Here is a 21,679-nt window from a genome sequence, read left to right on the forward strand (position 1 = left end):
CTGGGGGGGTGGGTGCGGGCACCCGCGGTTTGGTGCCCCCCGGGGGCCAAGTCCAAAACCGGCCCCCCCACCCCCCCACCGGGGGCCCGGGGGGGGGGGGGCCCCCGCGCCCCCCCCCGCCGCACACCCCACACCCGGCTTGCCCCGCGCCCCGCGAGATCCTGGACAGTTTCCGTTTCGTCTGAACGGTAACTGTCCAAGATCTCCAGGCTTTACGCACGGACATGCCGTTGGCCGGCAGCCGAGGTGCGGGTGCCACGCCCAACGCCCAACGCCCAACGCCCAACGCCCAACGCCCAAGATCGTGCTCGAACCAGGATGTAGTGGCCTCACCGATACGACGACACCACTACTTCATTGTTCGAGCACGATCTTGCGGACCGCCCAAGGAGGTCGCAGGGCGTCCTGAGACAGAGCAGGAAGACGCACCTGCCGGCCTTGACGCCCATTTACCCAGGCGACTGCTGCCCGGGCCAGCCTTTCGCCATGGCAAATGCGGGCGTTATGGTGAGCGGGTGACGACGTACCGGATCGGGGAGGCCGCCGACCTGCTCGGCGTCAGCGCCGACACCATTCGCCGCTGGGTGGACGCCGGGCGCCTGACGGCCGGGCGCGATGAGCACGGCCACCGGGTCGTCGACGGCCTCGACCTGGCGGCGTTCGCTCGCGCTCAGGCCGCCCACCCGGATGCGGGCGCCGAATTCTCCTCGGCCCGCAACCGGTTGCGCGGCATCGTCGTCGACGTCCGTAAGGACACGGTGATGGCCCAGGTCGACATCCAGGCGGGCCCGTTCCGGGTCGTGTCGCTGATGAGCCGGGAGGCCGTCGACGAGCTCGACCTGCGGGTCGGGTCGGTGGCCGTCGCGGTGATCAAGTCGACCACAGTCGTGGTGGAGCGGGCCGCACCCGCCCCGACGCGGGGACGGTCGGCCGGATGAACGCGGACACGGTCGGGCGGACGAACGCGGACACGGTCGGGCGGACGAACCCGGGGACGGTCGGCCGAACGAACGCGGACACGGTCGGGCGGACGAACCCGGGGACGGTCGGGCGGACGAACGCGCGGAGCAGGCGTACGGCGGTAGCCGTGCTGGTGGCGGCCGGCCTGGCCGTGGCCGGCTGCGGCGCGGGGGGTGACCGGGCAACCGGCGGCAGCGCGGACGGCCGGGTGACCGGCACGGTGACCGTGTTCGCGGCCGCCTCGCTGACCGAGTCGTTCACCCGCATCGGGAAGGACTTCGAGGCCGCCAACCCGGGCAGCCGCGTGACCCTCAACGTCGCTGGCAGTTCCGCTCTGGCCAACCAGATCATCCAGGGCGCGCCGGCGGACGTGTTCGCCTCGGCCGCTCCGGCGAACATGACCACGGTCACCGAGGCCGGCGACGCCGACGGCACGCCGAGCATCTTCGCCCGCAACCAGTTGGTGATCGCGGTGCCCCGGGGTAACCCGAAGGCAGTGGCGGGCCTGGCCGACCTGACCGGCCCGGGTGTGAAGGTGGCGCTCTGCGCCAGTCAGGTGCCCTGCGGCGCGGCGGCCCGCACCGCCCTGGACGCCGCCGGCGTCGCGCTGACGCCGGTCACCCTGGAGCAGGACGTCAAGGGCGCGCTCGCCAAGGTGAAGCTCGGCGAGGTCGACGCGGCACTGGTCTACCGCACGGACACGCGGGCGGCGAGCGCCGACGTGACCGGTGTGGAGTTTCCCGAGTCGGCGCGGGCGGTCAACGACTACCCCGTCGTCGCGTTGAAGGACGCGCCGAATCCCAACGGCGCGCGGGCCTTCGTCGCGTACGTCCGCTCGGCGCCGGCGCAGGCGGTCCTCGCCGAGGCGGGGTTCCAGGCTCCGTGACGCAGACCCACGACCACCTGGCACCCAACGGGCGCCCGGCCACCCCCCGGCGGCGGGGGCGGGTGCCGGCGGCGCTGCTGATCCCCGCCGGGCTGGGGTTGCTGTTCCTCGTCCTGCCGTTGGCGGGACTGCTGATCCGGGCACCGTGGACGACCCTGCCGGAGCGGCTCACCGAGCCGGGCGCGCTGACCGCCCTGCGGCTGTCGGTGCAGACCGCCACCCTGGCCACCGCGCTCTGCCTGCTGCTCGGGGTGCCGCTCGCCTGGGTGCTGGCCCGGGTCGAGTTTCCCGGCCGTCGGCTGGTACGCGCGCTGGTCACCATGCCCCTGGTGCTGCCGCCGGTGGTCGGTGGGGTGGCGCTGTTGCTGGTCTTCGGCCGGCGCGGCCTGCTCGGCGGCTGGCTCGACACCACGTTCGGCATCACCCTGCCGTTCACCACCATGGGTGTCGTGCTGGCCGAGTCGTTCGTCGCCATGCCGTTCCTGGTGATCGCCGTGGAGGGAGCGCTACGTGCCGCCGACCACCGCTACGAGGAGGCCGCAGCGACGTTGGGTGCGAGCCGGTGGACCACCTTCACCCACGTCACGCTGCCGCTGGTGGCGCCCGGTCTGGCCGCCGGGGCGGTGCTCTGCTGGGCGCGGGCACTCGGCGAGTTCGGTGCCACCATCACCTTCGCCGGCAACTACCCCGGTCGGACGCAGACCATGCCGCTCGCCGTCTACCTGGCGTTGGAGACCGATGTGGAGTCCGCGATCGTGCTCAGCCTGGTGCTGCTCGTGGTGTCGGTGGGCATCCTGGTCGCTTTGCGGGACCGCTGGATGACCACCGCATGAGCGACCGACTCCTCGACGCGCGGCTCGTCGTCGTTCGGGGCGCCTTCCGGCTCGACGTGCCGCTGCGGGTCGCGCCGGGCGAGGTGGTGGCGCTGCTCGGCCCGAACGGCGCCGGCAAGACCACCGCACTGCGGGCGCTGGCCGGTCTGCATCCCGTCACCGACGGGCACGTCACCCTCGACGGCGTCGACCTGGATCGTCCGGAGTCGGGGGCCTGGGTGCCCACCGAACGCCGGTCGATCGGTGTGGTCTTCCAGGACTACCTGCTTTTTCCGCACCTCAGCGCGGTGGACAACGTGGCGTTCGGGCCGCGCCGGCACGGCGTCGACCGGCGAGCCGCCCGCGCCACGGCCCGGGAGTGGCTGGGTCGGGTGGGGCTTGACGCGCAGGCGCAGCGCCGGCCCCGGCAGCTCTCCGGCGGCCAGGCGCAGCGGGTGGCACTGGCCCGCGCGCTGGCCGTGGCGCCGTCGCTGCTGCTGTTGGACGAGCCGCTCGCCGCGCTGGACGCCCGCACCCGGCTGGACACCCGCGCGGAGCTGCACCGGCACCTGTCCGCGCACACGGGCGCGACGGTGCTGGTCACCCACGACCCGCTGGACGCGCTGGCGTTGGCCGACCGACTGGTCATCGTCGAGGGTGGCCGGGTGGTGCAGGAGGGCGACGGGCCGAGCGTCACCGCCCGCCCGCGCACCGACTACGTCGCCCGGCTGGTCGGGCTCAACCTGTACCGGGGTCGCGCCGACGGGCACGGGGTGCGGGTTTCGCCGGAGCTGACCCTCACGGTCGCCGACCGGTTGGACGGCGAAGCGTTCGTGGCGTTCCGCCCGGCCGCGGTGGCTCTGCACCCGGCCCGTCCGGAGGGCAGCCCGCGCAACACCTGGGCGGGCACCGTGGCCGGTGTCCAGCGCCACGGTGACAACGTGCGAGTGCAACTGGACGGGCCGATCGGGGTGGCCGCTGACGTCACGCCGGCCGCCGCCGCCCAGCTGCGGCTGATTCCTGGCCAACGGGTCTGGGTGGCGGTCAAGGCGACCGAGACCCACGCGTACCCGGCCACCGGCTGACCCGCGCGACCGCCGACCCGCACGGACGCCGCCACACACGGACGCCGACCCGCACGCGGCGGGTGCGGAGCAGGGTCAGCCGGCGAGCAGGTCGGTGTGTGCGGCGCGTAGCCGGGCCAGCGCCGGGTCGCTGCCCGGGACGACCCGGCGATCCAGCTCGGCCCACGCCTCGGCCAGCGCCGCACGGACCGCGCCCAGCTCGGCGGCGTGCCGCTGGCTGCTGCGTCGGTGCTGCTCCTCGAGGCGGCGGGCCCAGCCGGCGGTGACCGTGGCGAGCCGGTCGGCGTCGGCGCGGGCCTGGGCGCCGCTGCGGGCGGCTGCGGCGGGGACGATCGCGGCGACCGGGCGGGGATCGCCGTCGCGGGTGACGACGGTGACCGCGTCGGTCAGCTCGGCCAGCGCGACGAGCTGGCTGAACCGGGTGCGCGCCTCACGCAGCGGCACGGAACGCGGCGGGTCGGAATGAGGGGTGAGCGCGGGGACGGCCATGGATGCATGGTGCCGCGCGGGTATGACAACTATTCGCGGTCGTCAGTGGACGGTGCGTGGCGCCGCGGTCCACTCGTCGGCCAGCACCGACCAGACCTCAAGGTCGATCCGACCGTGTGGACCGGGGCTGACCTGGCGTAGCGTGCCGTCGAGGCGCAGGCCGAGCCGGCTGGCGAGGGCCTTGCTGCGGGTGTTGTCGGCGTTGGTACGCCACTCCACCCGCTGGATGCCACGCTCGCGCACCGCCCAGTCGACGATCTGGCGCACCGCCGGGGCGACCATGCCCTTGCCCTGGGCCGCCGGCTCCACCCAGCAACCGACCTCGCAGACGCCCCGGGCCACGTCGAACGACACGAACATGACCCCACCGACAAGCGTGCCCCGCCACCACAGCCCCCAGATGCCGCCGCTGTCGCGGGCCCAGAGGTCGGCGTACCGCCGCAACACCGCGTGGGCCGACGGCAGGTCGGTGGCGACGAAGGACGGCGACACCCAGGGCTGGATGTGCTCGCGGGCCCGATCGAGGTGGGCGAGGAACTCCTCGGCCCGCCACGGGTCCAGCGGACGCAGCTCGACCTCCTCGGTCAGCGGCAGGGCGAACACCGGGCCTCCACTCAATGCGCTCCGAACGTCGGTAGCAGGCTCGCACACGCGCCTCGGTCGAGGCACGGCCGCCCTCGCGCTCACGCCGGTAGGTGGGTCTGAAGCGCGGCGAACTGGGCCACGGTCAGGTAGGAGGGGTTGGCGGCCTGCGGCTGACGGAACACCTCCAGGGCGGCGAGCCGGTCATCGGCGCGCAACAGCAGCCGGGAAACCCGGTCCCGTTCGGCGAGGATGGGCAGGTCCAGCGGCACCGACCACGGCTGCCCCGGTGCGCCTGGCTCGGCCGCCCCGGTGACCCGTCCGACGCCCCACACCCCGTAGGTCAGTCGGCCCCGGCTGCCGCTGGCCCAGAAGACCGCCGGCTGCCCGGCGCACATCAACCGCGCCCGGTAGCCGGGACGTACGCACCAGCTCGTCACCAGTGGCTCCCGGGCGAACCGGGCCGCGAGGTCGACCAGGTCAGCGTTGCCCTTGATCAGCCAGGCGCCCAGGTCGTCGAGGCGTACGCGTGGCTCGGTCATGGCGTACCTGTTGCCCGGCCGACGACAGGCCCAATCAGATGATCATGTGAGTCCAGTAGCTGAGCCAGAGCACGAACAGCGCGCCCTGCACGACGGCGAGCGTCGCGGTCAGCCACACGTCGACGCTGGCGTGCCGTGCCCAGCGGGCCAGCACCAGCGCGACCGGGAACGCGGCGAGCAGATAGCGCAGCAGACTCTTGTACACCGGCGGGCCCATCGACAGCGGCACCAGCACCATGAGGACGCCGTACACCATGTAGGCCAGCTCCCGGCGGCGGAACCCGGCGACCAGCACGGCCAGGACGGCCACGGCGAACCACACCCGCGCGGAGTCGCGCGGCTCCCCGGCCAGCCCGTTCAGCAGTACCGGAACGGGGTTCTGCACCTCGATTCCCCAGCCGGTCTGCTGGGCGTGCTGGTAGGCGAACCAGTCCCCACCCCGCCACCGGCAGTACGCCATGAAGGTGAACCACCCGGCGGGCAGCAGCAACAACGGCCAGCCGATCCGGAGGTAGCCGAGCAGGGTGCGTGGCCCGAGCCGCCAGTCGTGCTGCCGGAGCAGCACCAGCGCCAGCGGCAGCGCCACGAGCAGGCCGACGGAGCGACTCATGGCCAGGAAGTAGCCGAGCACGCCGACCAGCAGCCACCGGTGTCGCTCGGCGTAGTAGAAGGCGGCCAACGCGAGGCAGACGAAGAGCGACTCGGTCAGCGCGGCCTGGAACAGGAACGCGGTCGGCAGCAGCACCAGGTACCGGGTGAACCGGCGGGCCGCGTGCGCGTCGCCGAGCAGCAGCTCCGCCAGCCGGTAGCCGTACCAGAGCGCCAGCAGGAACGCCACGTTGCTGATCACGAGCAGGGCGAGGGCGTTGTCACCGCCGAGCAACGCGCCGAGGGGCCGGGCCAGGAACGGGTACAGCAGCGGGAAGCCGAAGTCCCGCCACGGCCCGCTCAGGGGCAGCTCGCTCAGCCGCAGGTAGAGCAGTGAGTCCCAGGCGAACCAGAAGGAGATCCACCGGTGCCCGGAGACGTCTCGCTGTTGCGCCCACATCAACGTCTCGTCCGGAGGCGGGGCCCCGGGGACGCCGTCCCAGGCGTGCAGGACCAGAAGCCCGAGCAGGGTGAGCAGCAGCTTGGCGCCGAGGAACAGGCCGATGACGTACGGCCAGGGCGCCGGCACCCGGCGGGCCAGGCGCGCTCCGCCGCGGCCTGCCGCAGCGGCCCGGGCGGCCAGCGCCGCCGCGCCGCTGCGCCACCGGTCCATCCGTCTCGCCTCCCCGCTCCCCCGGTCCGCCGGCCGCGCGGGGATTCGCTGTTCTCGTGGTACGCCGCGGTGCGCCCCGCCGAAGCGAGGACCATCTACCACTAAGTGTGACATTCTGCGCAGAACGGGTAGACGCCGCGCCTCAACCATGGCGGTGAACAGGGAGCGCGTCAGCATGAGCGAGCAGAACGGGACGGTGATCATCGGTGCGGGGCCGGCCGGGCTCACCGCGGCGTACGAGTTGCTCCGGCACGGCCGGTCGGTCCAGGTATTCGAGGCCGACGAGGTGGTCGGCGGGATCAGCCGGACCGTCGAGCGCGACGGGTGGCGGTTCGACATCGGCGGGCACCGGTTCTTCACAAAGGTGCCCCGGGTGGAGGCGTTCTGGCACGAGATCCTGCCGGACGAGGACTTCCTGACCCGGCCCCGGATGAGCCGCATCTTCTACCGGGGCGCCCTGTTCAACTACCCGCTCAGCGCCATGAACGCGCTGCGTAACCTGGGTCTGCCGGAGGCCGCCCGATGCCTCGGCTCGTACGCGCGCGCCCGGCTGCGGCCACCACGGGACCAGTCACACTTCGAGGGCTGGGTATCGGCCCGGTTTGGCTGGCGGCTGTACTCGATCTTCTTCAAGACGTACACCGAGAAGGTCTGGGGGATGCCGGCGGACCGCTTGCAGGCCGACTGGGCGGCGCAGCGGATCAAGAACCTGTCGCTGGCCACGGCAATCCGCAACGCGGTGCTGCCCCGGCGTCGACGCACCGACGTGACCAGCCTCATCGAGGAGTTCCAGTACCCGAAGTACGGGCCCGGGATGATGTGGGAGCGCTGCGCCGAGCAGGTCCGCGAGCGGGGTGGGCAGGTGTCCACCGGCAGCTGGGTCACCGCCGTGCACCGGGACCCGGCCCGCCGGCGGGCGACCAGCGTGACGGTCAACGGCGTGGGCGGGCAGCGTACCGAAGCGGCCGACCATGTGATCTCGTCCATGCCGATCTCGGAGCTGGTGGCCGCACTCAACCCGCCGGCGCCGCCGGAGGTGCTGGCTTGCGCGGCCGACCTGCGCTACCGCGACTTCCTGACGGTCGCCCTGGTCGTGCCGGCGGAGTTCTCGTTCCCGGACAACTGGATCTACGTGCACGACCCGGGAGTGCGGGTGGGTCGGATCCAGAACTTCGGCTCCTGGTCGCCGTACCTCGTCAAGGATGGCCGCACCTGCCTGGGCCTGGAGTACTTCGTGTTCGAGGACGACGAGATGTGGCGTACCCCGGATGCCGACCTCGTGGCCCTCGCCACCGCGGAGCTGGAGCGGTTGGGGTTGGTTCGGCCCGGCGTGGTGGAGGCCGGCTACGTCGTGCGCATGCCCAAGGCCTACCCGGTGTACGACGAGCGCTACCAGCACAACGTGGACGTGATCCGGGCCTGGCTGACCGAGGCGGTGCCGAACGTGCACCCGGTGGGCCGCAACGGCATGCACCGCTACAACAACCAGGACCACTCGATGCTCACCGCGATGCTCACCGCCGAGAACATCGCCACCGGGAGTACGCACGACGTCTGGTCGGTCAACGTGGAGCGGGACTACCACGAGGAATCCTCCGGCGGTGGCAGCCGGCGGGGCACCGGACGGGACGCGCCGGTGGTGCCCAGCCGGATCATCGCGGCCCCGATCACCGCGCCGGAGGGGTCGGACGACCGAGCTTCTGTCGCAGCTCCCCCGTCTCACGCATGAAGCCGAGCACGATCTCGCGGAACGAGTCGACGGAGAGGTCGACTGCGGACTGGAACTTCGCGTAGGCCAGGTCGATGTCGGATCGCTCGCGGTCCTTGTCCCAACCGATCGGATTCGGCGTCTGGAACTGCTTGCAGGCCACCAGCAGCGCTCGGCCCTGCTGGAAGTTCACCGACGGCACGTTCCAGACGGTCCCGGCCATGATCCGCACCCCGTCCAGCAGGACGAGCGCGGCCGTGAGGCGTTCAAGTCCCTCACTCGGCGACAGCGTGTGGGAACGGACGAACATCGCCCCGAGCGCGACGAGCAGGCCGACATCCGTGAAGTCGTGCAGGAACCTGTCGACCAACGGCGCGGTCTCCGACCCTACGGCGGTCGCGATCTCGTCCCGGATGGAGTGCATGTCGGTGGCGAGCCGGGAGAAGCTGCCCACCCGCGCGATGGTGTGGGCGAGCTTGCCGTAACCCTCCGACAGGGTGCCGTGCAGTTCGAGCCGTGCCAGGGCGCAGACGATCGACGCGGAGAAGTCCGTGGACTCGTGGAGTTCGGCTCGTGCCGCCGCCGCCACGAGCTCATCTCGGGCGCACTCCCCCGCCGCGTAGGCCTGCGACAGCGATTCACACGCGCCCACGGCGGCACGCAGGCGCAACAGCGGATCGCCGAGCGCCAGGCGGTAGGCGTCGAGGTAGGCGGCCGCCGCCGTGGTGAACTGCCGCCGGTGCCGGTGGTGGGCCGCGAGCAGGTGTGCCATGCGAGGGTTGGACGGGAAGGCCCGCCGCCCGCGGGCCAGGATCTCGTCGACCACGCGCAGGTCGAGCGGAGTGTGCGCCACGATGGCGAGCGCCGTCTGGAGCTGTAGCTCGTTGTGCGCTTCCCGCTCGACCGCTTCGACGGAGTCGCCGCATCGTTTCGCCAGCGAGGCGAGTCTCCTCCGGCGTACCTCGCCGAGCTGTTCGAGCACGGCCAGCTTGTGCGGGATCGGGCGGTTCAGCCAGCGCTCGTCGGACACCCGCGCCTGCCTCAGGAGGGAACCCGCGATCGCCCACTCGGTGCGTACCAACTGGTACTCGATCTCCACGATGAGCGGAGTGACCTGCGTGTTGCTCCTCCGCCAGCGACGGTAGGCCCGCTTGATCGGTGCGAGTTGACTCTCCGCGGAGCGGTGCGCGGGCAGGTCGGAGTCGACCGCGTTGTCACCCTCCCGGGTCACCTTCAGCGTGGAGTCGGCGACGAGCAGACTGAGGAACGCGTCGGCGGTCGGAGCGTTCTCCACGGTCCACGTCAGCAACTCCCGCGCGAGCTGTAGTCGCCCGGGTTCGCCGGTGCGCCGGCTCCGCTCCAGTCGATGCAGCCGCCTCTGCTGCCGCGCGATGGTCAGAAGGGGCCGACTGTCCCCGGCCAGAGCGAGCGACTTGAGCAGCTCCACGTGCAGCGTGAGCGCCCGCAACGCCCGGGTGAGGAAGACCTCCGTGAGCGACTGGTCGCCGCTGAAGTCGCCGGCGCGACCGATCAGCGAGACGTACATCGTCCAGGTGCCCGGGTCGGCCAGGAAGGAGCGGTCGTCCTCCAACTGGGACAGGCACCACTCACCGACGGCGCGGAGGCCGTCCGGGGTGGGCAGCGGCCGGACGGTGACCGCGCGCAGCACGTCGTGCAGCACGATCCGCACGTCGGCACGGCCGGACAGGTGCTCGTCGTCGACGACGGCGCGCATCCATGCTCCGAGCGCGGCGCCGACGGTGCCGTCCGTGCCGACCCCCAGCCACCACGCCAGCACGAGCACCTGGGCGTCCTGCACCTGCTCGAAGTGGCTCCCCGTCTCGAGGATGCGGTTGACCGTGCGCTCCCCGCCGATCTCGGTGAACGTGCGGCTGGCGGCGGCCACGTCGCCCGCGTGGATCTGGCTGCGCCAGAGCCGCAGGCGGACCCGCATCGACGGGCCGCGCTCGTTTCCCCGGCCTTCCAGCTCGACGATCTGCTGGTAGAGCGACTCCACCCACTCGGGTCTCATCGATCGACTGGACACCCGATGCGCGATGTCCTGCATCGCGAACCCCTGTTCGGAGGTCAACGCGTTCACCTCGAAGACGAACGGGGCGGTGCCCGGCCATTCGTCGAGCCCGATGGCGTCGGCGCTGAACGCGCCAGGTGCCAGTTCCCGGCGGGTCGCCGCGGGCGCGCGGATGCCGAGTGGGTCGTGGGCGGAGGTCAGTACCAGCTGTTCGAGGTCCTCCCCGGTGAGCGGCGGCACGTCGTGGGAGCCCTCTCCGTCTGGGCCGGCTCCGACACCGGCGACCGTCAGCCCGGGGTCGCCGAGGGCCGCGACCGGGTCGTTCAGGAGCGCTGTGCTGGGGTCGAAGATGGGCAGATCGAATCGTTCGGACAGGGCGATGGCGAGGTCGATCGCGTCGTCGTTCTCGTCCCGTCCGCAGGCCGCCAGGATCTCACCGGGAAGAAGGCAGCGCGGGTCGACGAGTTCCAGCGCGTTCTCCGCCTCTTCCCGCGACACTCGACCGAGGGTGGCGCGTGTGATCAGCGTGGCCGCGTCCCGACGACCGACCGGCCCCACCTCGACCGCTGTGGAGAGTCCGACGCAGGACAACTCGTCGCCAAGGTCTCGTCCGACGAGGACGACCGCAGCGTTCATCCGTTCGGCGGCCTTCATCAGCGCCGCGAGGTCCGCGTCGGCTGCGGCGTCGACGACCTGGTGCTGAAGGTCGATGACGAGTCGGCCTCCGCGCAGGTCGCGCATGATCGTCCAGCAGGCCAGCGCCAGCGTCTCCTCGTCGGAGCGGCTCCCGAACGGGTCCTGCGGGATGTTCACACCGAGCACCGGGAGGACAATCCCCACCACGGGATGCTGCGCGGGGACCGGCGGGGCCAACGCCGCGTCGACGTACGCCGTGTCGCCGGCGGGGATGTGCGCGAGTCGCACCCAGACGCCGGCCAGCGCGGACTTACCGGCGAGCGCGTCACCGACGACGAGCCGGTGGCGGGGACCGTCGCGCGAATCCAGCGCGGCGATCTCCTCCTCCCGGCCGATGAGTTCCACCAGTTCCGAGGGTGCGTCGCCGCGGATCAGACTGCGCGGAGGCCAGGTGAGCCCGCTGGCGGCGTGCCTGATCTGCATCCGGCGGTCGTCGGTGTCCAGGCCCAGTGAGGTGCGGACCTGAACGATCTCCGTACCCAGCAGGGCGTGTCCGCCCAGGTCCGTCTGCCGCCCCCGCGTGACGCGGACCATGCCGACGAGACGGCCGTCCTCGCGGTCGAGCACCGGTGCGCCGCTGTATCCCCGCTGGATCTGCCCCGACCGGAGCTTGAGCCAGGCGATCCCGTCGTCCTCGACGAGCCCTTCGTTGACGACCAACGTCGTCTCGGCGCGCCGGTCGACGCAGCTGACGACCACGTACTCGGCAGCGAGAGCGGGGGGACGGGCGTCCGGGATGAACCAGAACTCGTCCGGGTCCGCGACGGTCAGGAGGCAGAGGTCGCGTCGCTTGTCCCAGACGAGGACGGTCGCCGGCTCGTCGACCGCGTCGGCAGACCGGCCGATGCGACGGATCTTCACCGGCGCGGTCCGGTCCAGCCCGTGCGTGGCCGTGGCGATCGCCCGCGGTCCGATCATGAAGCCGGTCTGCTTCACGGACCCCTGGTGAACGCCGACAAGCCCCGCCCACAGATGCCGGCCGGCCTCGACGTCACTCATCTCAGCCGGCGAGGTCCTTCCAGGCCAACTTCAACTCCACCGCTCCCTCGGCCTTCCCGTCGACGAGGAGCGCCACCGCCTTACCGTTGGTGATCGAGAAGCCGACGCGCATGGTGACCTCGATGTCCGTCGGGGCGGCCTTGCGGGCGTGCTCCACCAGCTCCTCGGCCACCTTCGCCACCTGTTGCGCCACGTCGCTGAGCTTGATCTTGAGCGATTGAAAGGAGACCTCCTCCTCCGAATCGATTTCGATCGCCAGCGCGGCAAACGTCGTCTCGTCCTTCAACTCAAGCGATATCAGGTCGCCCTGCATTGGCCCGCTCTCCTCGGTGAGACGCTGATCAGTTCATTTGGAGCGATTGTTGCATTGGTACAGTGTGGACACCGTGGGCCGGACAGCCCCTTCGGCCTCGCCCTCCTGGGCGTTCCGAACCCTAGTGCTCTCCTGCCAGGGAAATGCCCGTCGATCGAGGCGTCTATCGGATAATCGACACTCTGTGGGCCGGCGTTCGCAGGTGCGTGCAGTGAGCCACTGTGGCGTCGTCCGGGGTCTGCGCATCGGCGGTCCGCGCATCGGCCTGCTCCTCGGCCTGACGGACGCGGTCGATGAGGCTGGCCGGCCCACGGGCGCGAAGCACGTCCAGCACGCCCGACCAGTCGGTCCGGCCGTACGGGCTGACGATGCGGCTGGCGCCGTTGCTGAGCAGCGCGACACCGTTCAGGCCGGCGAGGGACCGGCTGCCGGTCACCGCTTCTCGCGCCGCGCGCGGGTCATCCTTGGCGATCCAGTAGCCGCCCGGCTGGTTGCGGCGGGCGCGCAGAGCGGTGACGCAGGAGGCCCGCACCCGGTCGTACTCGGGTGTTCCCTGGGCGATGCCGGCCAGCGGCGCCGCGCAGTCGCGTCGGGCCGTCGTCTCGCGCTCATCGGTGACCACCAGCGGGCCGGCGTCGGCTTGGTCGAGGACGAGGAAGGAGTCCGCGAGCAGGAGCCAGTCCAGGCGGCCCTGGTGGACGCGGACCATCGCGACGGTGGCCTGCGGGCTGCTGGGGTCCGCGATGTCGCAGGTGCCGCCGTGCTCGGCGGCAATCTCACCGATGGCTGCGGCGAGGATCGCGGCGAGCTCCAGCCCGTCGCCACGCGACAGGAGGCCGAGCAGCGCGCCCCCGAGGCGGTGCGTGTACCAGGCGACGCCGTGGAAGCAGAGCGACTCGGCTCCCGGAATACCGGCACCGTCGAGCAGCACGACAGCGCCGGGAACCGCGCCCACGAAGTCCTCGTTCGGCCGGCCGGCCCTGCCGGCGCTCGTCGCCAGGCTGACGTGCACTCGTGGCTCCTGTCCGGACTCGCGCCGCGGGTGTCGGTACGGCCAGCATCGCCTGGCGCTTGGCGCCCGGCGCTGCGGCCAGCCCGGCGACCGCGACGGAGGTTTGTGCTGACCGCTCGTGGGTCCAGCGGCGAGGTGTGGTGGAGAGCGGTATACCTCAGAGGAATATTTATGACTCAGAGGTATACCGCTCGACGCCACACATGCTCCCTCCGCAGCGTGGCTGCGGGACCCGGTGGGGAGGGCCGAATTCGCCGCACACCCAGCCGATCAAGCACTGAACCGCGCGTCGGCGAAGGCTGTTATGCAGCGTCCGTGGCTGGCGACAGGACGAACCCACAGGGTCACTCGTGAACCAGGCGGCATGCCGGCATCGATGGGGTATTGCGCTCCGACACGCAGTCGCTCGGTGACTTGTCGGAAAGTCCGACAAGCGTCAGGAATCGTTTGTAGCGGGGCGGCATCGTGTACTCCGCATACCAGGGATCGGATTCGTCGCTGTTGCAGTAGATATTAGGAATATTTGACAACTCAGAGCACATGTACACCGAGTTAAAATATTCAGCCCCGCGAATGGTTGCCTTGCCCTCCTGAACGGTCGCGGTGTCCGGGTCCAGTCTCGGCTGGTCGGCGAGATAAGCGGGCCTCGGTACGGCTGGAGCGACCGTCACCTTCTTCGTCGACCGTTCAGTGGTTGGCACCGGCGGGTCAGGAGCGGGCGTCGTTTCCTGAGCCTTGGTGGTGGCAACAGGGGTAGGCAGTTGGGCCGGGAAGTCACTGCTTGTCGCGGTGGTCGGCGGAGCGGATCGGCCACCCGCATCCAAGGGTGCTGTGATGTCCAGGACGTCCCGTCCAAAGGCCAACAGCGCGACGATGAGGGCGAGGACACCGACGATCGTGGCCGGGGCCACCCAACTGCGCTCATCTCCGTCCGCCAACGATCCTCCACAAAGCTGCTCACTGAACACGGAGACCGTACGCGCGGCGCATCCGAGGAATCGATCGTCAGAACGGTCCCACACAGTTGCCAAACGGACGGTCACCGGCCCCGTTCGGAACGCAACCTTCCATCCCTCGGCGTCCTCTGAGCGGCATGAGACGCAGGCTCGCCCCGGCCCGGACGACCGGTCAGGGCTTGCGGGCCACCGCGCCGTAGATGGAGGCGTCGGCCAGGGGCGGACGCTGCTCCGGCGGCGCCTGCGGCCGCCACTCGGCGACCGGGGCGATGCCCGGTTCGGCCAGCTCCAGACCGGTGAAGAAGCGGGCGAATTCGGCGTGGTCGCGGGGTACGGCATCCTGCTTCATCCGGCCGGCGGCGAACTCGGCCTCCATCCGCCTGACGATCTCGGCGGGGATGTGGTCGGTGGTGAAGTGGGTCAGCGCCAGCCAACTGCCCGACGGCAACGCGTCGAGCAGGCGTGCGACCTGCTCATGGGGGCGGTCGTCGTCGGTGAGGAAGTGCGTCACGGCGATCAGCACCAGAGCCACCGGTTGGGACAGGTCCAGGGTGGCGTGCAGCTGCGGGTCGGCGAGGATCTTCTCCGGGTCGCGTAGGTCGGCGTCCAGGTAGGCGGTGGCACCGGCCGGGTGGCTGGTCAGCAGCGCTCGGGCGTGGACCAGCACCATCGGGTCGTTGTCGACGTAGACCACCCGGGAGTCGGGGGCGACGGACTGGGCCACCTCGTGGGTGTTGTCGGCGCTCGGGATGCCGGTGCCGATGTCGAGGAACTGTCGGACGCCGACCTCCTCGGCGAGGAACCGGACCGCCCGGCCGAGGAAGGCCCGGTTTTCCCGGGCGAGCGTGCGCACCCCTGGGTAGACGGCCGCGATCTGGTCGCCGGACTCCCGGTCGACGGCGAAGTTGTCCTTGCCGCCGAGCCAGTAGTTGTAGCGGCGAGCCGGATGCACCGTTGTGGTGTCGATCCGGTCGGCACCCCGGCCCTCGGGCAATTTCGACGTGGACGGCACCGTCACGAGACCTCCCCCGGTCGATGGAACACGTCGCATCCGCAAAGTCACGGCGCGTATCCAGAGGACATCGTAAGCCGTACCCCGGGGCTCATGGGGGCCACCGACGCGCGGACGCCGCCGGGCGGGAAACCGCTTACCAGAGCGCTATTGACGGTCGTCACTGGCTGTCAGTACCGTGATGCGGGCAGCGAGAAAGCGCTTTCCGCACCCTCACCGTCCGACAGGGAGCGCCCCCATGCCCCGACACCTCCGTGCGTTCTGCCTGATCCTGCTCGCCATCGCCACCGTGGTGAGCACCACCACCGCCCTGCCCGCCGAGGCCGCCCCGCGCTTTCGAGTGCTGGTGTTCTCCAAGATCACCAACTTCTACCACGACTCGATCCCGGCCGGCATCGCCGCGATCCAGCAGCTCGGCGCCGCCCACAACTTCGAGGTCGTCGCCACCACCGACGCGGCGGCCTTCACCGACGCCAACCTCGCCACCTTCGACGTTCTCGTGTTCAACAACACCAACAGCCTCCCGACCTCGGGTGACCTGCTCAACGCCAGCCAGCGGGCCGCGTTGCAGACGTTCATCCGCAACGGCGGTGGTTGGGCCGGCCTGCACGCCGCGTCGGCCAGCGAACGCGACTGGCCTTGGTACGAGGGCCTGGTCGGCACGATCTTCGACTACCACCCCGACTTCTCGGCCACCGGCGGCACCTTCCCCGGCCGGGTCAAGGTGCTCGACCGGGCGCACCCCTCGACGCGCAACCTGCCAGAACTCTGGGAGCAGAGCGAGGAGTGGTACAACTGGCGGACCAACCCGACCGGCAACGTGCACACCCTCGCCCAGATCAAGGTGCGCGACGGGATCAACGGCCTGGACGAGGGCGTCGACCACGCGTACTCCTGGTGTCAGCGCTACGACGGCGGCCGGTCCTGGTTCACCGCCGGTGGGCACGCCAGCTCCCAGTTCAGCACCCCGACGTTCCTGGAGCACCTGCGCTACGGCATCGAGTGGGCGGCCGGCGCGGTCGCCGGTGACTGCTCAGCCACCAAGACCAGCAACTTCGAACGCGTGGGACTGGTCACCGAGAACCTGGCCGACCCCTTCGAGCTGGCCGTTGGCCCGGACCGGAAGGTCTACTACATCCAGCGCACCGGCGCGCTGAAGGTGGTCAACTCCGACACCCTCCAGGTCACCACCCTGCTGGACTTCGCGTACACCTCGGCGATGACCGACCAGTCCGACGGGCTGCTCGGCATGACCCTGGACCGCAACTTCGTCAGCAACGGCTGGATCTACCTGCTCTGGTCGGACAAGACCCTCAAACAGCTCAACCTGTCCCGGTTCACGGTCGCCAACAACAGCGTCGCGCTCTCCTCGGAGAAACGCCTGCTGACCGTCCCCACCTACCGGGGCGAGGGCCGGGCCAACTCGCACATGGGCGGGTCCCTGGCCATGGACGCGGCCGGACGGCTCTACGCGGCGATCGGTGACAACACCGACCCGTTCGCCTCCAGCGGCTACACGCCTGTCGACGAACGCGCCGGCCGGGCGGCCTGGGACGCCCAGGGCACCGCCGGCAACACCAACGACCTGCGCGGCAAGATCCTGCGGATCACCCCACAGGCCGACGGTACGTACACCGTGCCGAGCGGCAACCTCTTCCCCGCCGGCACCGCGAAGACCCGGCCGGAGATCTACGCGATGGGCATGCGCAACCCGTTCCGGATCACCGTCGAGCCGCAGACCAACGCGGTGCTGGTGGCGGACTACGGCCCGGACGCCCGCGCCGCCGACCCCAACCGTGGCCCGGAGGGGACTGTCGAGTTCAACCGGATCACCAGCGCCGGCAACTTCGGCTGGCCGTACTGCGTGGGCAACAACATCCCCTTCAACGACTACAACTTCGCCACCAACACCTCGGGGGCGAAGTTCAACTGCGCCGCACCGGTCAACAACTCACCCAACAACACCGGCCTCACCACCCTGCCGGCGGCGAAGTCGGCGCTCGTCTGGTACGCGTACTCCGCATCCACCCAGTTCCCCGAGCTGGGCACCGGCGGTGGCGGGCCGATGAGCGGCCCGGTCTACGACTACGACCCGGCCAACACCCGCACCACGAAGTTCCCCGAGTACTTCGAGGGCAAGTGGATCACCTATGAGCTGACCCGCAGGTGGTTCAAGACGCTCTCCATCCACAAGACGGCGCAGACCTTCAACAACGCGCGCTTCGGCCCGACCGCGGTGGGTGACCTGCAGTCGATCAACGGGATCTTCGACAACATGAGCTGGATCCAGCCCTTCGAGGCGGAGTTCGGCCCGGACGGTTCGCTCTACGTCATCGACTTCGGTGAGGGCACCGGCAGCGGTCGCGGCGGCAGCAACGCCGGCGCGGGCATCTACCGGATCGACTACGTCGCCAACGGCCGGCCACCGACCGCGAAGATCGCCGCCACTCCGGACACCGGACGTACGCCACTCGCGGTGACGTTCTCCTCCGCCGGGTCGTCCGCCGGTGACGGGTCAGCGCTCAGCTACGCCTGGGACTTCACCAACGACGGCAGCACCGACTCCACCGCCGCCAACCCGAGCTACACCTACTCGACGGCCGGCAAGCACACCGCCCGACTGACCGTGCGCAACAGCGGCAACGGGTTGACCGCCACCGCGGTCACCGACGTGGTGGTCGGCAACACCCGACCGACCGTGACCATCAGCGTGCCCGACGGTGGGTTCTTCGACTTCGGCGACAAGATCCCGTACACGGTGACGGTCACCGACCCGGAGGAGACCACCATCGACTGCGCCAAGGTGACCGTGCAGACGCAGCTCGGCCACGACTCGCACGCCCACCCGCTGGACGTCTACACCGGCTGCTCCGGGATGCTCGCCACCGAGGCGGACGCCGGTGACGGCCACGGGCCGGGGCAGAACCTCTACACCCTGATCACCGCGCAGTACACCGACGGCGGCGCGGCCGGTGGCGTACCGGCGCTGACCGGCTCGACCCGCGTCCAGTTGCAGCCCAAGAGCAAGGAGGCCGAGCACTTCAGCGCCCAGTCCGGCGTCACGGTCAACGACCGGGCCACCGCCCGCGCCGGCAAGCGGCTCGGCGAGGTCGACCACAACGACTGGGTGGCGTTCGGGCCGGCGGACCTGCGCAACGTCGGCTCGGTGACGCTCGGGGTGACCAACGGCGGTCTCGGCGGCACCATCGAGCTGCGCACCGGCTCGCCCACCGGCACGCTCATCGGTACGGCCACCATCGCCTCGACCGGCGGCTGGGACAACCTCGTCTCCCCCACCGTCACGCTTACCAACAAGCCCGCCGGCACGACCACCCTGTACGCGAAGTTCGTCAACGCCGCCCAGGTCAATGGCACCCCGGACCTGCTCGCCCTGGACTGGCTGCGGTTCAACGGTGCCGGGGTCAAGCAGGAACCGGGCGGGACGCTGTCCCTGGCCGCCAACCCGACCGGTGGCACCGCGCCCCTGACCACCACGCTCACCGCGACGGCGACGGCGCCGTCCGGGCAGAGCATCACCGACTACGCGTGGGACTTCGGTGACAACAGCGCCATCACGCACGGGGCGACATTGCGGTCGACCGCCCACACCTACAGCCGCAAGGGGACCTTCACCGCCCGGGTGACGGTCACCTACACCAGCGGGGAGACCCGCTCGCTCAACCTGACCATCACGGTCAGCTGACCCCGGTCGCCGGCGGGCGGGAGCGTCCCGCCCGTCGGCACTACCGAGCGGATCGCCCAGATCCCAGAGTTCCTCGGCGCAGTCATCAGTCGCCGAGGAGCGCGTCACCTCGCCGCGTCCACGCGCCGTCATCTGGGTTGCCTGTGCCAGGCTCGCGCTGGTCTGGGTGCCGATCCTGTGCCCACCGACATGCCGGCAGCCGACGGGGCGGTGTGCGGCCGCAGCAGATGCGTGAGCAGGGCGTCGGGCACGAATCAGAGCCGGGCGGTGCCCTCGGTGGTGGTGCTCTCTTGCGGACGGAGTGCGGTCAAGAGGCTGTCGAGTTGACCCCAAGCCCGCGCGCTGGCGATGGGGTCAATGTAGTCTCGGGACTCGACGATGAGCCCATTGCGGATACGCATCACGAAGACGCAGGGCACCGTGAATGCCTCACCTGTCTCGGCTACCCGCCCCTGATAGGCGAACTCGGCGACAATCACCTCCGGGTCCGCAGTCTCATGAATCGTCACGTCGACTGGCTTACGGACCAGCGTCCGGGCGACCGGAGGCGGCGCGGTGAAGTGCTCGTGCAGTTCGTTGCGGCTACGCAGCGGCGGCGGGTTGAGCGGGTGGAACGGATGCGTGACATGGGTTTGTTCGGCGTACAGGTCGGCCAAGTCCTCGTACGGACCGTCGCAAACACCGTTCACCAGTCGGAGGAAAGTTTCTCGTGGGCTGCTCATGCCGGGCTTCCTTCGCAATCGGTAGATGCCGCCTGAGCCACGCCGAGGACTATCTCCGGGGTGGCCCGTACCCCATCGACGGCACCCTACTGACCTCAGCCTCGATGTGACTGACCCGAAGCGCCTTCGTCGTCCGTATCCAGTGCATCGTCATCGACGGAGGCGCTTGTCGTACCCGTGTGTGAGGCTTCGGGGCATGGCGACCTTCGTTCTGATCCACGGCGGCGGGGGCAGCGCCTGGGACTGGCATCTCCTCGTCCCCGAGCTGACCAGCCGCGGCCACGACGTGGTCGTACCGGAGCTGCCGATCGAGGACAGCTCCGCCGGGTTCGCCGAGTTCTGCCAGACGGTTGTCAACGCGATCGGCGACCGGAGCGACCTCGTGGTTGTCGGGCACTCGTACGGTGCGTTCACCGCGCCGCTCATTGCCGACAAGCTGCCGGTGCGGCTGCTCGTCCTGCTCACACCCATGGTCCCCAAGCCTGGTGAGCGACCCGGTGACTGGTGGGCCAACACCGGTTACCGCGGCGCCGAAGGGCTCAGTGAGGAGCAGCAGTTCTACAACGGTGTCCCGGCCGAGGTCGTCGCCGAGGCAGCATCACACAGTCGGGACCAGGTCAGCGCGGAGGGCGACGAGCCGTGGCCCCTGGACTCCTGGCCAGACGTACCGACGACGGTGCTCCTCGCCCGCGAGGACCGGTTCTTCCCTGCGGACTTCCAGCGCCGGGTTGCCGCCGACCGGCTCGGCGTCGTCCCGGACGAGATTGACGGCGGTCACTCGGTGCCGCTCAGCCACCCGAAGCAACTCGCCGACCACCTCAGCGCGTACCCGCTGCCCTAAGGGCGGGACTCGGCCGTCACGATCCGAACCTCCGGCTACGGGCACGATTGCGTGATCCAGGCGAGATGCGAGGCTGAGCAGGTGACCTACCCACTCGCGCGCCGCGTCTACGACACCTGCCACCTCACCGGACGATTCCGGCTGCGATCCGGCCAGGTCAGCGAGGAGTACTTCGACAAGTACCTCTTCGAGGGGCAGCCGGATCTGTTGCGCGAGGTCGCCGAAGCGATGGTGGCCATGCTGCCGGAGTGCGATGTGCTGGCGGGGATGGAGATGGGCGGTATCCCTCTCGCCACGGTGATGTCACAGCTGACGGGGCTGCCCACAGTCTTCGTGCGGAAGCACGCCAAGGAGTACGGCACCAACAAGGCCGCTGAGGGCGGTCCGGTGAACGGGCGGCGTGTCGTGCTGATCGAGGACGTCGTCACCACGGGAGGAGCACTGCTGGCATCGTGCGCGCAGCTACGGTCCATCGGCGCGCAGGTGGAGACAGTGGTCTGCGCCATCGACCGCGAGCAGGGCGGTCGTGAGAATCTGGCCGCCGAGGCGTTAGATCTCCGCGCCGCCCTCACCCGCCGCGACCTGGAAGCGTCCTCTCGCTGACCCCGTCGGGAAAGGTCCGGGGACACCTGGCATGCCCATCGCCCGTACGACTGAGGGCTCCGGGTGAGCGATCGGTACGTCGCCATCACCCGTGGACGCAGCCAGCAACGCCGCCCGGCTCAACCTCGCCCGGTCGTTGTCCCGTGACCTCAAGCACACGGGAGTGACCTCGAACGCTATCGCGGCCGGCACCATCCTGGTCCCCACTACCCGCAAGTGCCTCACGGAACTCGGCCGCGAGAACGGGTGGGGTGAGACGTGGGAGGAGGTCGAGCGCAACGCTGCCCCGATTCGCGCTGGCACCGACGTCGGCCGCATCGGGAAGCCCCGCGAGTACGCCAACCTCGTCGCCTATCTCGCCAGCCCGATCTCCGGCTACCTGACCGGCGCCACCCTCCGGATGGACGGTGGGAGGTACGACCGATAGTCGCCGAGATGCCGTCGGTGGCGAAGCGACGGTGGGGC

19 protein-coding genes are annotated in these 21,679 nt (G+C 70.5%); 9 read left to right on the forward strand and 10 right to left on the reverse strand.

Translation table 11 applies throughout. The features are described 5' to 3' along the window. Nucleotides 1-515: 515 nt before the first annotated feature. From ACIBD9_RS22370 to ACIBD9_RS22385, 4 genes are read left to right on the forward strand one after another with little or no spacing between them, the layout of a single operon-like run. Nucleotides 516-938: a molybdopterin-binding protein gene (locus ACIBD9_RS22370; protein ID WP_396720421.1), complete on the forward strand. Its 423-nt coding sequence runs from the start codon at nucleotides 516-518 to the stop codon at nucleotides 936-938. Next, on the forward strand, nucleotides 935-1,846 hold the full coding sequence (modA, locus tag ACIBD9_RS22375; protein WP_396720423.1) for a molybdate ABC transporter substrate-binding protein: 912 nt from the start codon (nucleotides 935-937) through the stop codon (nucleotides 1,844-1,846). The genes ACIBD9_RS22370 and modA overlap by 4 nt, the downstream gene beginning before the upstream one ends. A gap of 17 nt (nucleotides 1,847-1,863) precedes the next feature. Next, a complete protein-coding gene (locus ACIBD9_RS22380; protein WP_396720763.1) occupies nucleotides 1,864-2,679 on the forward strand; it encodes an ABC transporter permease in 816 nt (271 codons plus the stop codon). Further along, a complete protein-coding gene (locus tag ACIBD9_RS22385; RefSeq protein WP_396720425.1) occupies nucleotides 2,676-3,743 on the forward strand; it encodes an ABC transporter ATP-binding protein in 1,068 nt (355 codons plus the stop codon). The genes ACIBD9_RS22380 and ACIBD9_RS22385 overlap by 4 nt, the downstream gene beginning before the upstream one ends. A gap of 75 nt (nucleotides 3,744-3,818) precedes the next feature. Here the strand turns inward: ACIBD9_RS22385 and ACIBD9_RS22390 are convergent, their stop codons facing one another. From ACIBD9_RS22390 to ACIBD9_RS22405, 4 genes are all read right to left on the reverse strand, one after another. After that, on the reverse strand, nucleotides 3,819-4,232 hold the full coding sequence (locus ACIBD9_RS22390; protein WP_396720426.1) for a type II toxin-antitoxin system Phd/YefM family antitoxin: 414 nt from the start codon (nucleotides 4,230-4,232) through the stop codon (nucleotides 3,819-3,821). 42 nt (nucleotides 4,233-4,274) lie between these two features. Then, on the reverse strand, nucleotides 4,275-4,835 hold the full coding sequence (locus ACIBD9_RS22395; RefSeq protein WP_387166212.1) for a GNAT family N-acetyltransferase: 561 nt from the start codon (nucleotides 4,833-4,835) through the stop codon (nucleotides 4,275-4,277). Between the two features lie 80 nt (nucleotides 4,836-4,915). Next, on the reverse strand, nucleotides 4,916-5,356 hold the full coding sequence (locus ACIBD9_RS22400; protein WP_396720429.1) for a hypothetical protein: 441 nt from the start codon (nucleotides 5,354-5,356) through the stop codon (nucleotides 4,916-4,918). A gap of 34 nt (nucleotides 5,357-5,390) precedes the next feature. Beyond that, complete coding sequence (locus ACIBD9_RS22405) at nucleotides 5,391-6,617, reverse strand: hypothetical protein (protein WP_396720431.1); 1,227 nt, start codon at nucleotides 6,615-6,617, stop codon at nucleotides 5,391-5,393. A gap of 175 nt (nucleotides 6,618-6,792) precedes the next feature. On the opposite strand from ACIBD9_RS22405, the gene ACIBD9_RS22410 reads away from it, so the two are divergent. Further along, the gene (locus tag ACIBD9_RS22410; protein ID WP_396720433.1) at nucleotides 6,793-8,346 is read left to right on the forward strand and encodes an NAD(P)/FAD-dependent oxidoreductase; all 1,554 of its coding nucleotides are present in this window, start codon (nucleotides 6,793-6,795) and stop codon (nucleotides 8,344-8,346) included. On the opposite strand, the gene ACIBD9_RS22415 is transcribed toward ACIBD9_RS22410, so the two are convergent. The 5 genes from ACIBD9_RS22415 to ACIBD9_RS22435 form a co-directional block, all read right to left on the reverse strand. Beyond that, nucleotides 8,285-12,052 carry a trypsin-like peptidase domain-containing protein gene (locus ACIBD9_RS22415; RefSeq protein ID WP_396720435.1) on the reverse strand — a complete coding sequence of 1,256 codons (3,768 nt, stop codon included), beginning with the start codon at nucleotides 12,050-12,052 and terminating at the stop codon, nucleotides 8,285-8,287. The two genes, ACIBD9_RS22410 and ACIBD9_RS22415, sit on opposite strands and share 62 nt — an antisense overlap. Before the next feature lies 1 nt (nucleotide 12,053). Continuing rightward, nucleotides 12,054-12,365: a CU044_2847 family protein gene (locus ACIBD9_RS22420; protein WP_396720436.1), complete on the reverse strand. Its 312-nt coding sequence runs from the start codon at nucleotides 12,363-12,365 to the stop codon at nucleotides 12,054-12,056. Nucleotides 12,366-12,528: 163 nt separating this feature from the next. Continuing rightward, nucleotides 12,529-13,377: a hypothetical protein gene (locus ACIBD9_RS22425; RefSeq protein ID WP_396720438.1), complete on the reverse strand. Its 849-nt coding sequence runs from the start codon at nucleotides 13,375-13,377 to the stop codon at nucleotides 12,529-12,531. A gap of 344 nt (nucleotides 13,378-13,721) precedes the next feature. Then, nucleotides 13,722-14,345 (reverse strand): hypothetical protein, encoded by a 624-nt coding sequence (locus ACIBD9_RS22430; RefSeq protein ID WP_396720439.1) that lies wholly within the window; start codon nucleotides 14,343-14,345, stop codon nucleotides 13,722-13,724. 160 nt (nucleotides 14,346-14,505) lie between these two features. Then, nucleotides 14,506-15,351, reverse strand: coding sequence for an SAM-dependent methyltransferase (locus tag ACIBD9_RS22435; protein ID WP_396720441.1), 846 nt, complete (start codon nucleotides 15,349-15,351; stop codon nucleotides 14,506-14,508). A 232-nt stretch (nucleotides 15,352-15,583) separates the two neighbouring features. Between ACIBD9_RS22435 and ACIBD9_RS22440 the strand changes: the two genes are divergently transcribed. Continuing rightward, complete coding sequence (locus ACIBD9_RS22440; RefSeq protein ID WP_396720443.1) at nucleotides 15,584-19,048, forward strand: ThuA domain-containing protein; 3,465 nt, start codon at nucleotides 15,584-15,586, stop codon at nucleotides 19,046-19,048. 254 nt (nucleotides 19,049-19,302) lie between these two features. Here ACIBD9_RS22440 and ACIBD9_RS22445 read toward each other — a convergent pair whose 3' ends face one another. Further along, nucleotides 19,303-19,770, reverse strand: a complete 468-nt coding sequence (locus ACIBD9_RS22445) for a nuclear transport factor 2 family protein (protein ID WP_396720445.1) — start codon at nucleotides 19,768-19,770, stop codon at nucleotides 19,303-19,305. Nucleotides 19,771-19,966: 196 nt separating this feature from the next. On the opposite strand from ACIBD9_RS22445, the gene ACIBD9_RS22450 reads away from it, so the two are divergent. The 3 genes from ACIBD9_RS22450 (at nucleotide 19,967) to ACIBD9_RS22460 (ending at nucleotide 21,641) form a co-directional block, all read left to right on the forward strand. Beyond that, the gene (locus ACIBD9_RS22450; RefSeq protein WP_396720447.1) at nucleotides 19,967-20,611 is read left to right on the forward strand and encodes an alpha/beta fold hydrolase; all 645 of its coding nucleotides are present in this window, start codon (nucleotides 19,967-19,969) and stop codon (nucleotides 20,609-20,611) included. 81 nt (nucleotides 20,612-20,692) lie between these two features. Beyond that, nucleotides 20,693-21,214 (forward strand): orotate phosphoribosyltransferase, encoded by a 522-nt coding sequence (pyrE, locus tag ACIBD9_RS22455; protein WP_396720449.1) that lies wholly within the window; start codon nucleotides 20,693-20,695, stop codon nucleotides 21,212-21,214. Between the two features lie 91 nt (nucleotides 21,215-21,305). After that, a complete protein-coding gene (locus ACIBD9_RS22460; RefSeq protein WP_396720451.1) occupies nucleotides 21,306-21,641 on the forward strand; it encodes an SDR family oxidoreductase in 336 nt (111 codons plus the stop codon). Nucleotides 21,642-21,679 lie beyond the last annotated feature (38 nt).

This window comes from Micromonospora sp. NPDC050784 (assembly GCF_044456765.1).
Lineage (GTDB): Bacteria > Actinomycetota > Actinomycetes > Mycobacteriales > Micromonosporaceae > Micromonospora > Micromonospora foliorum.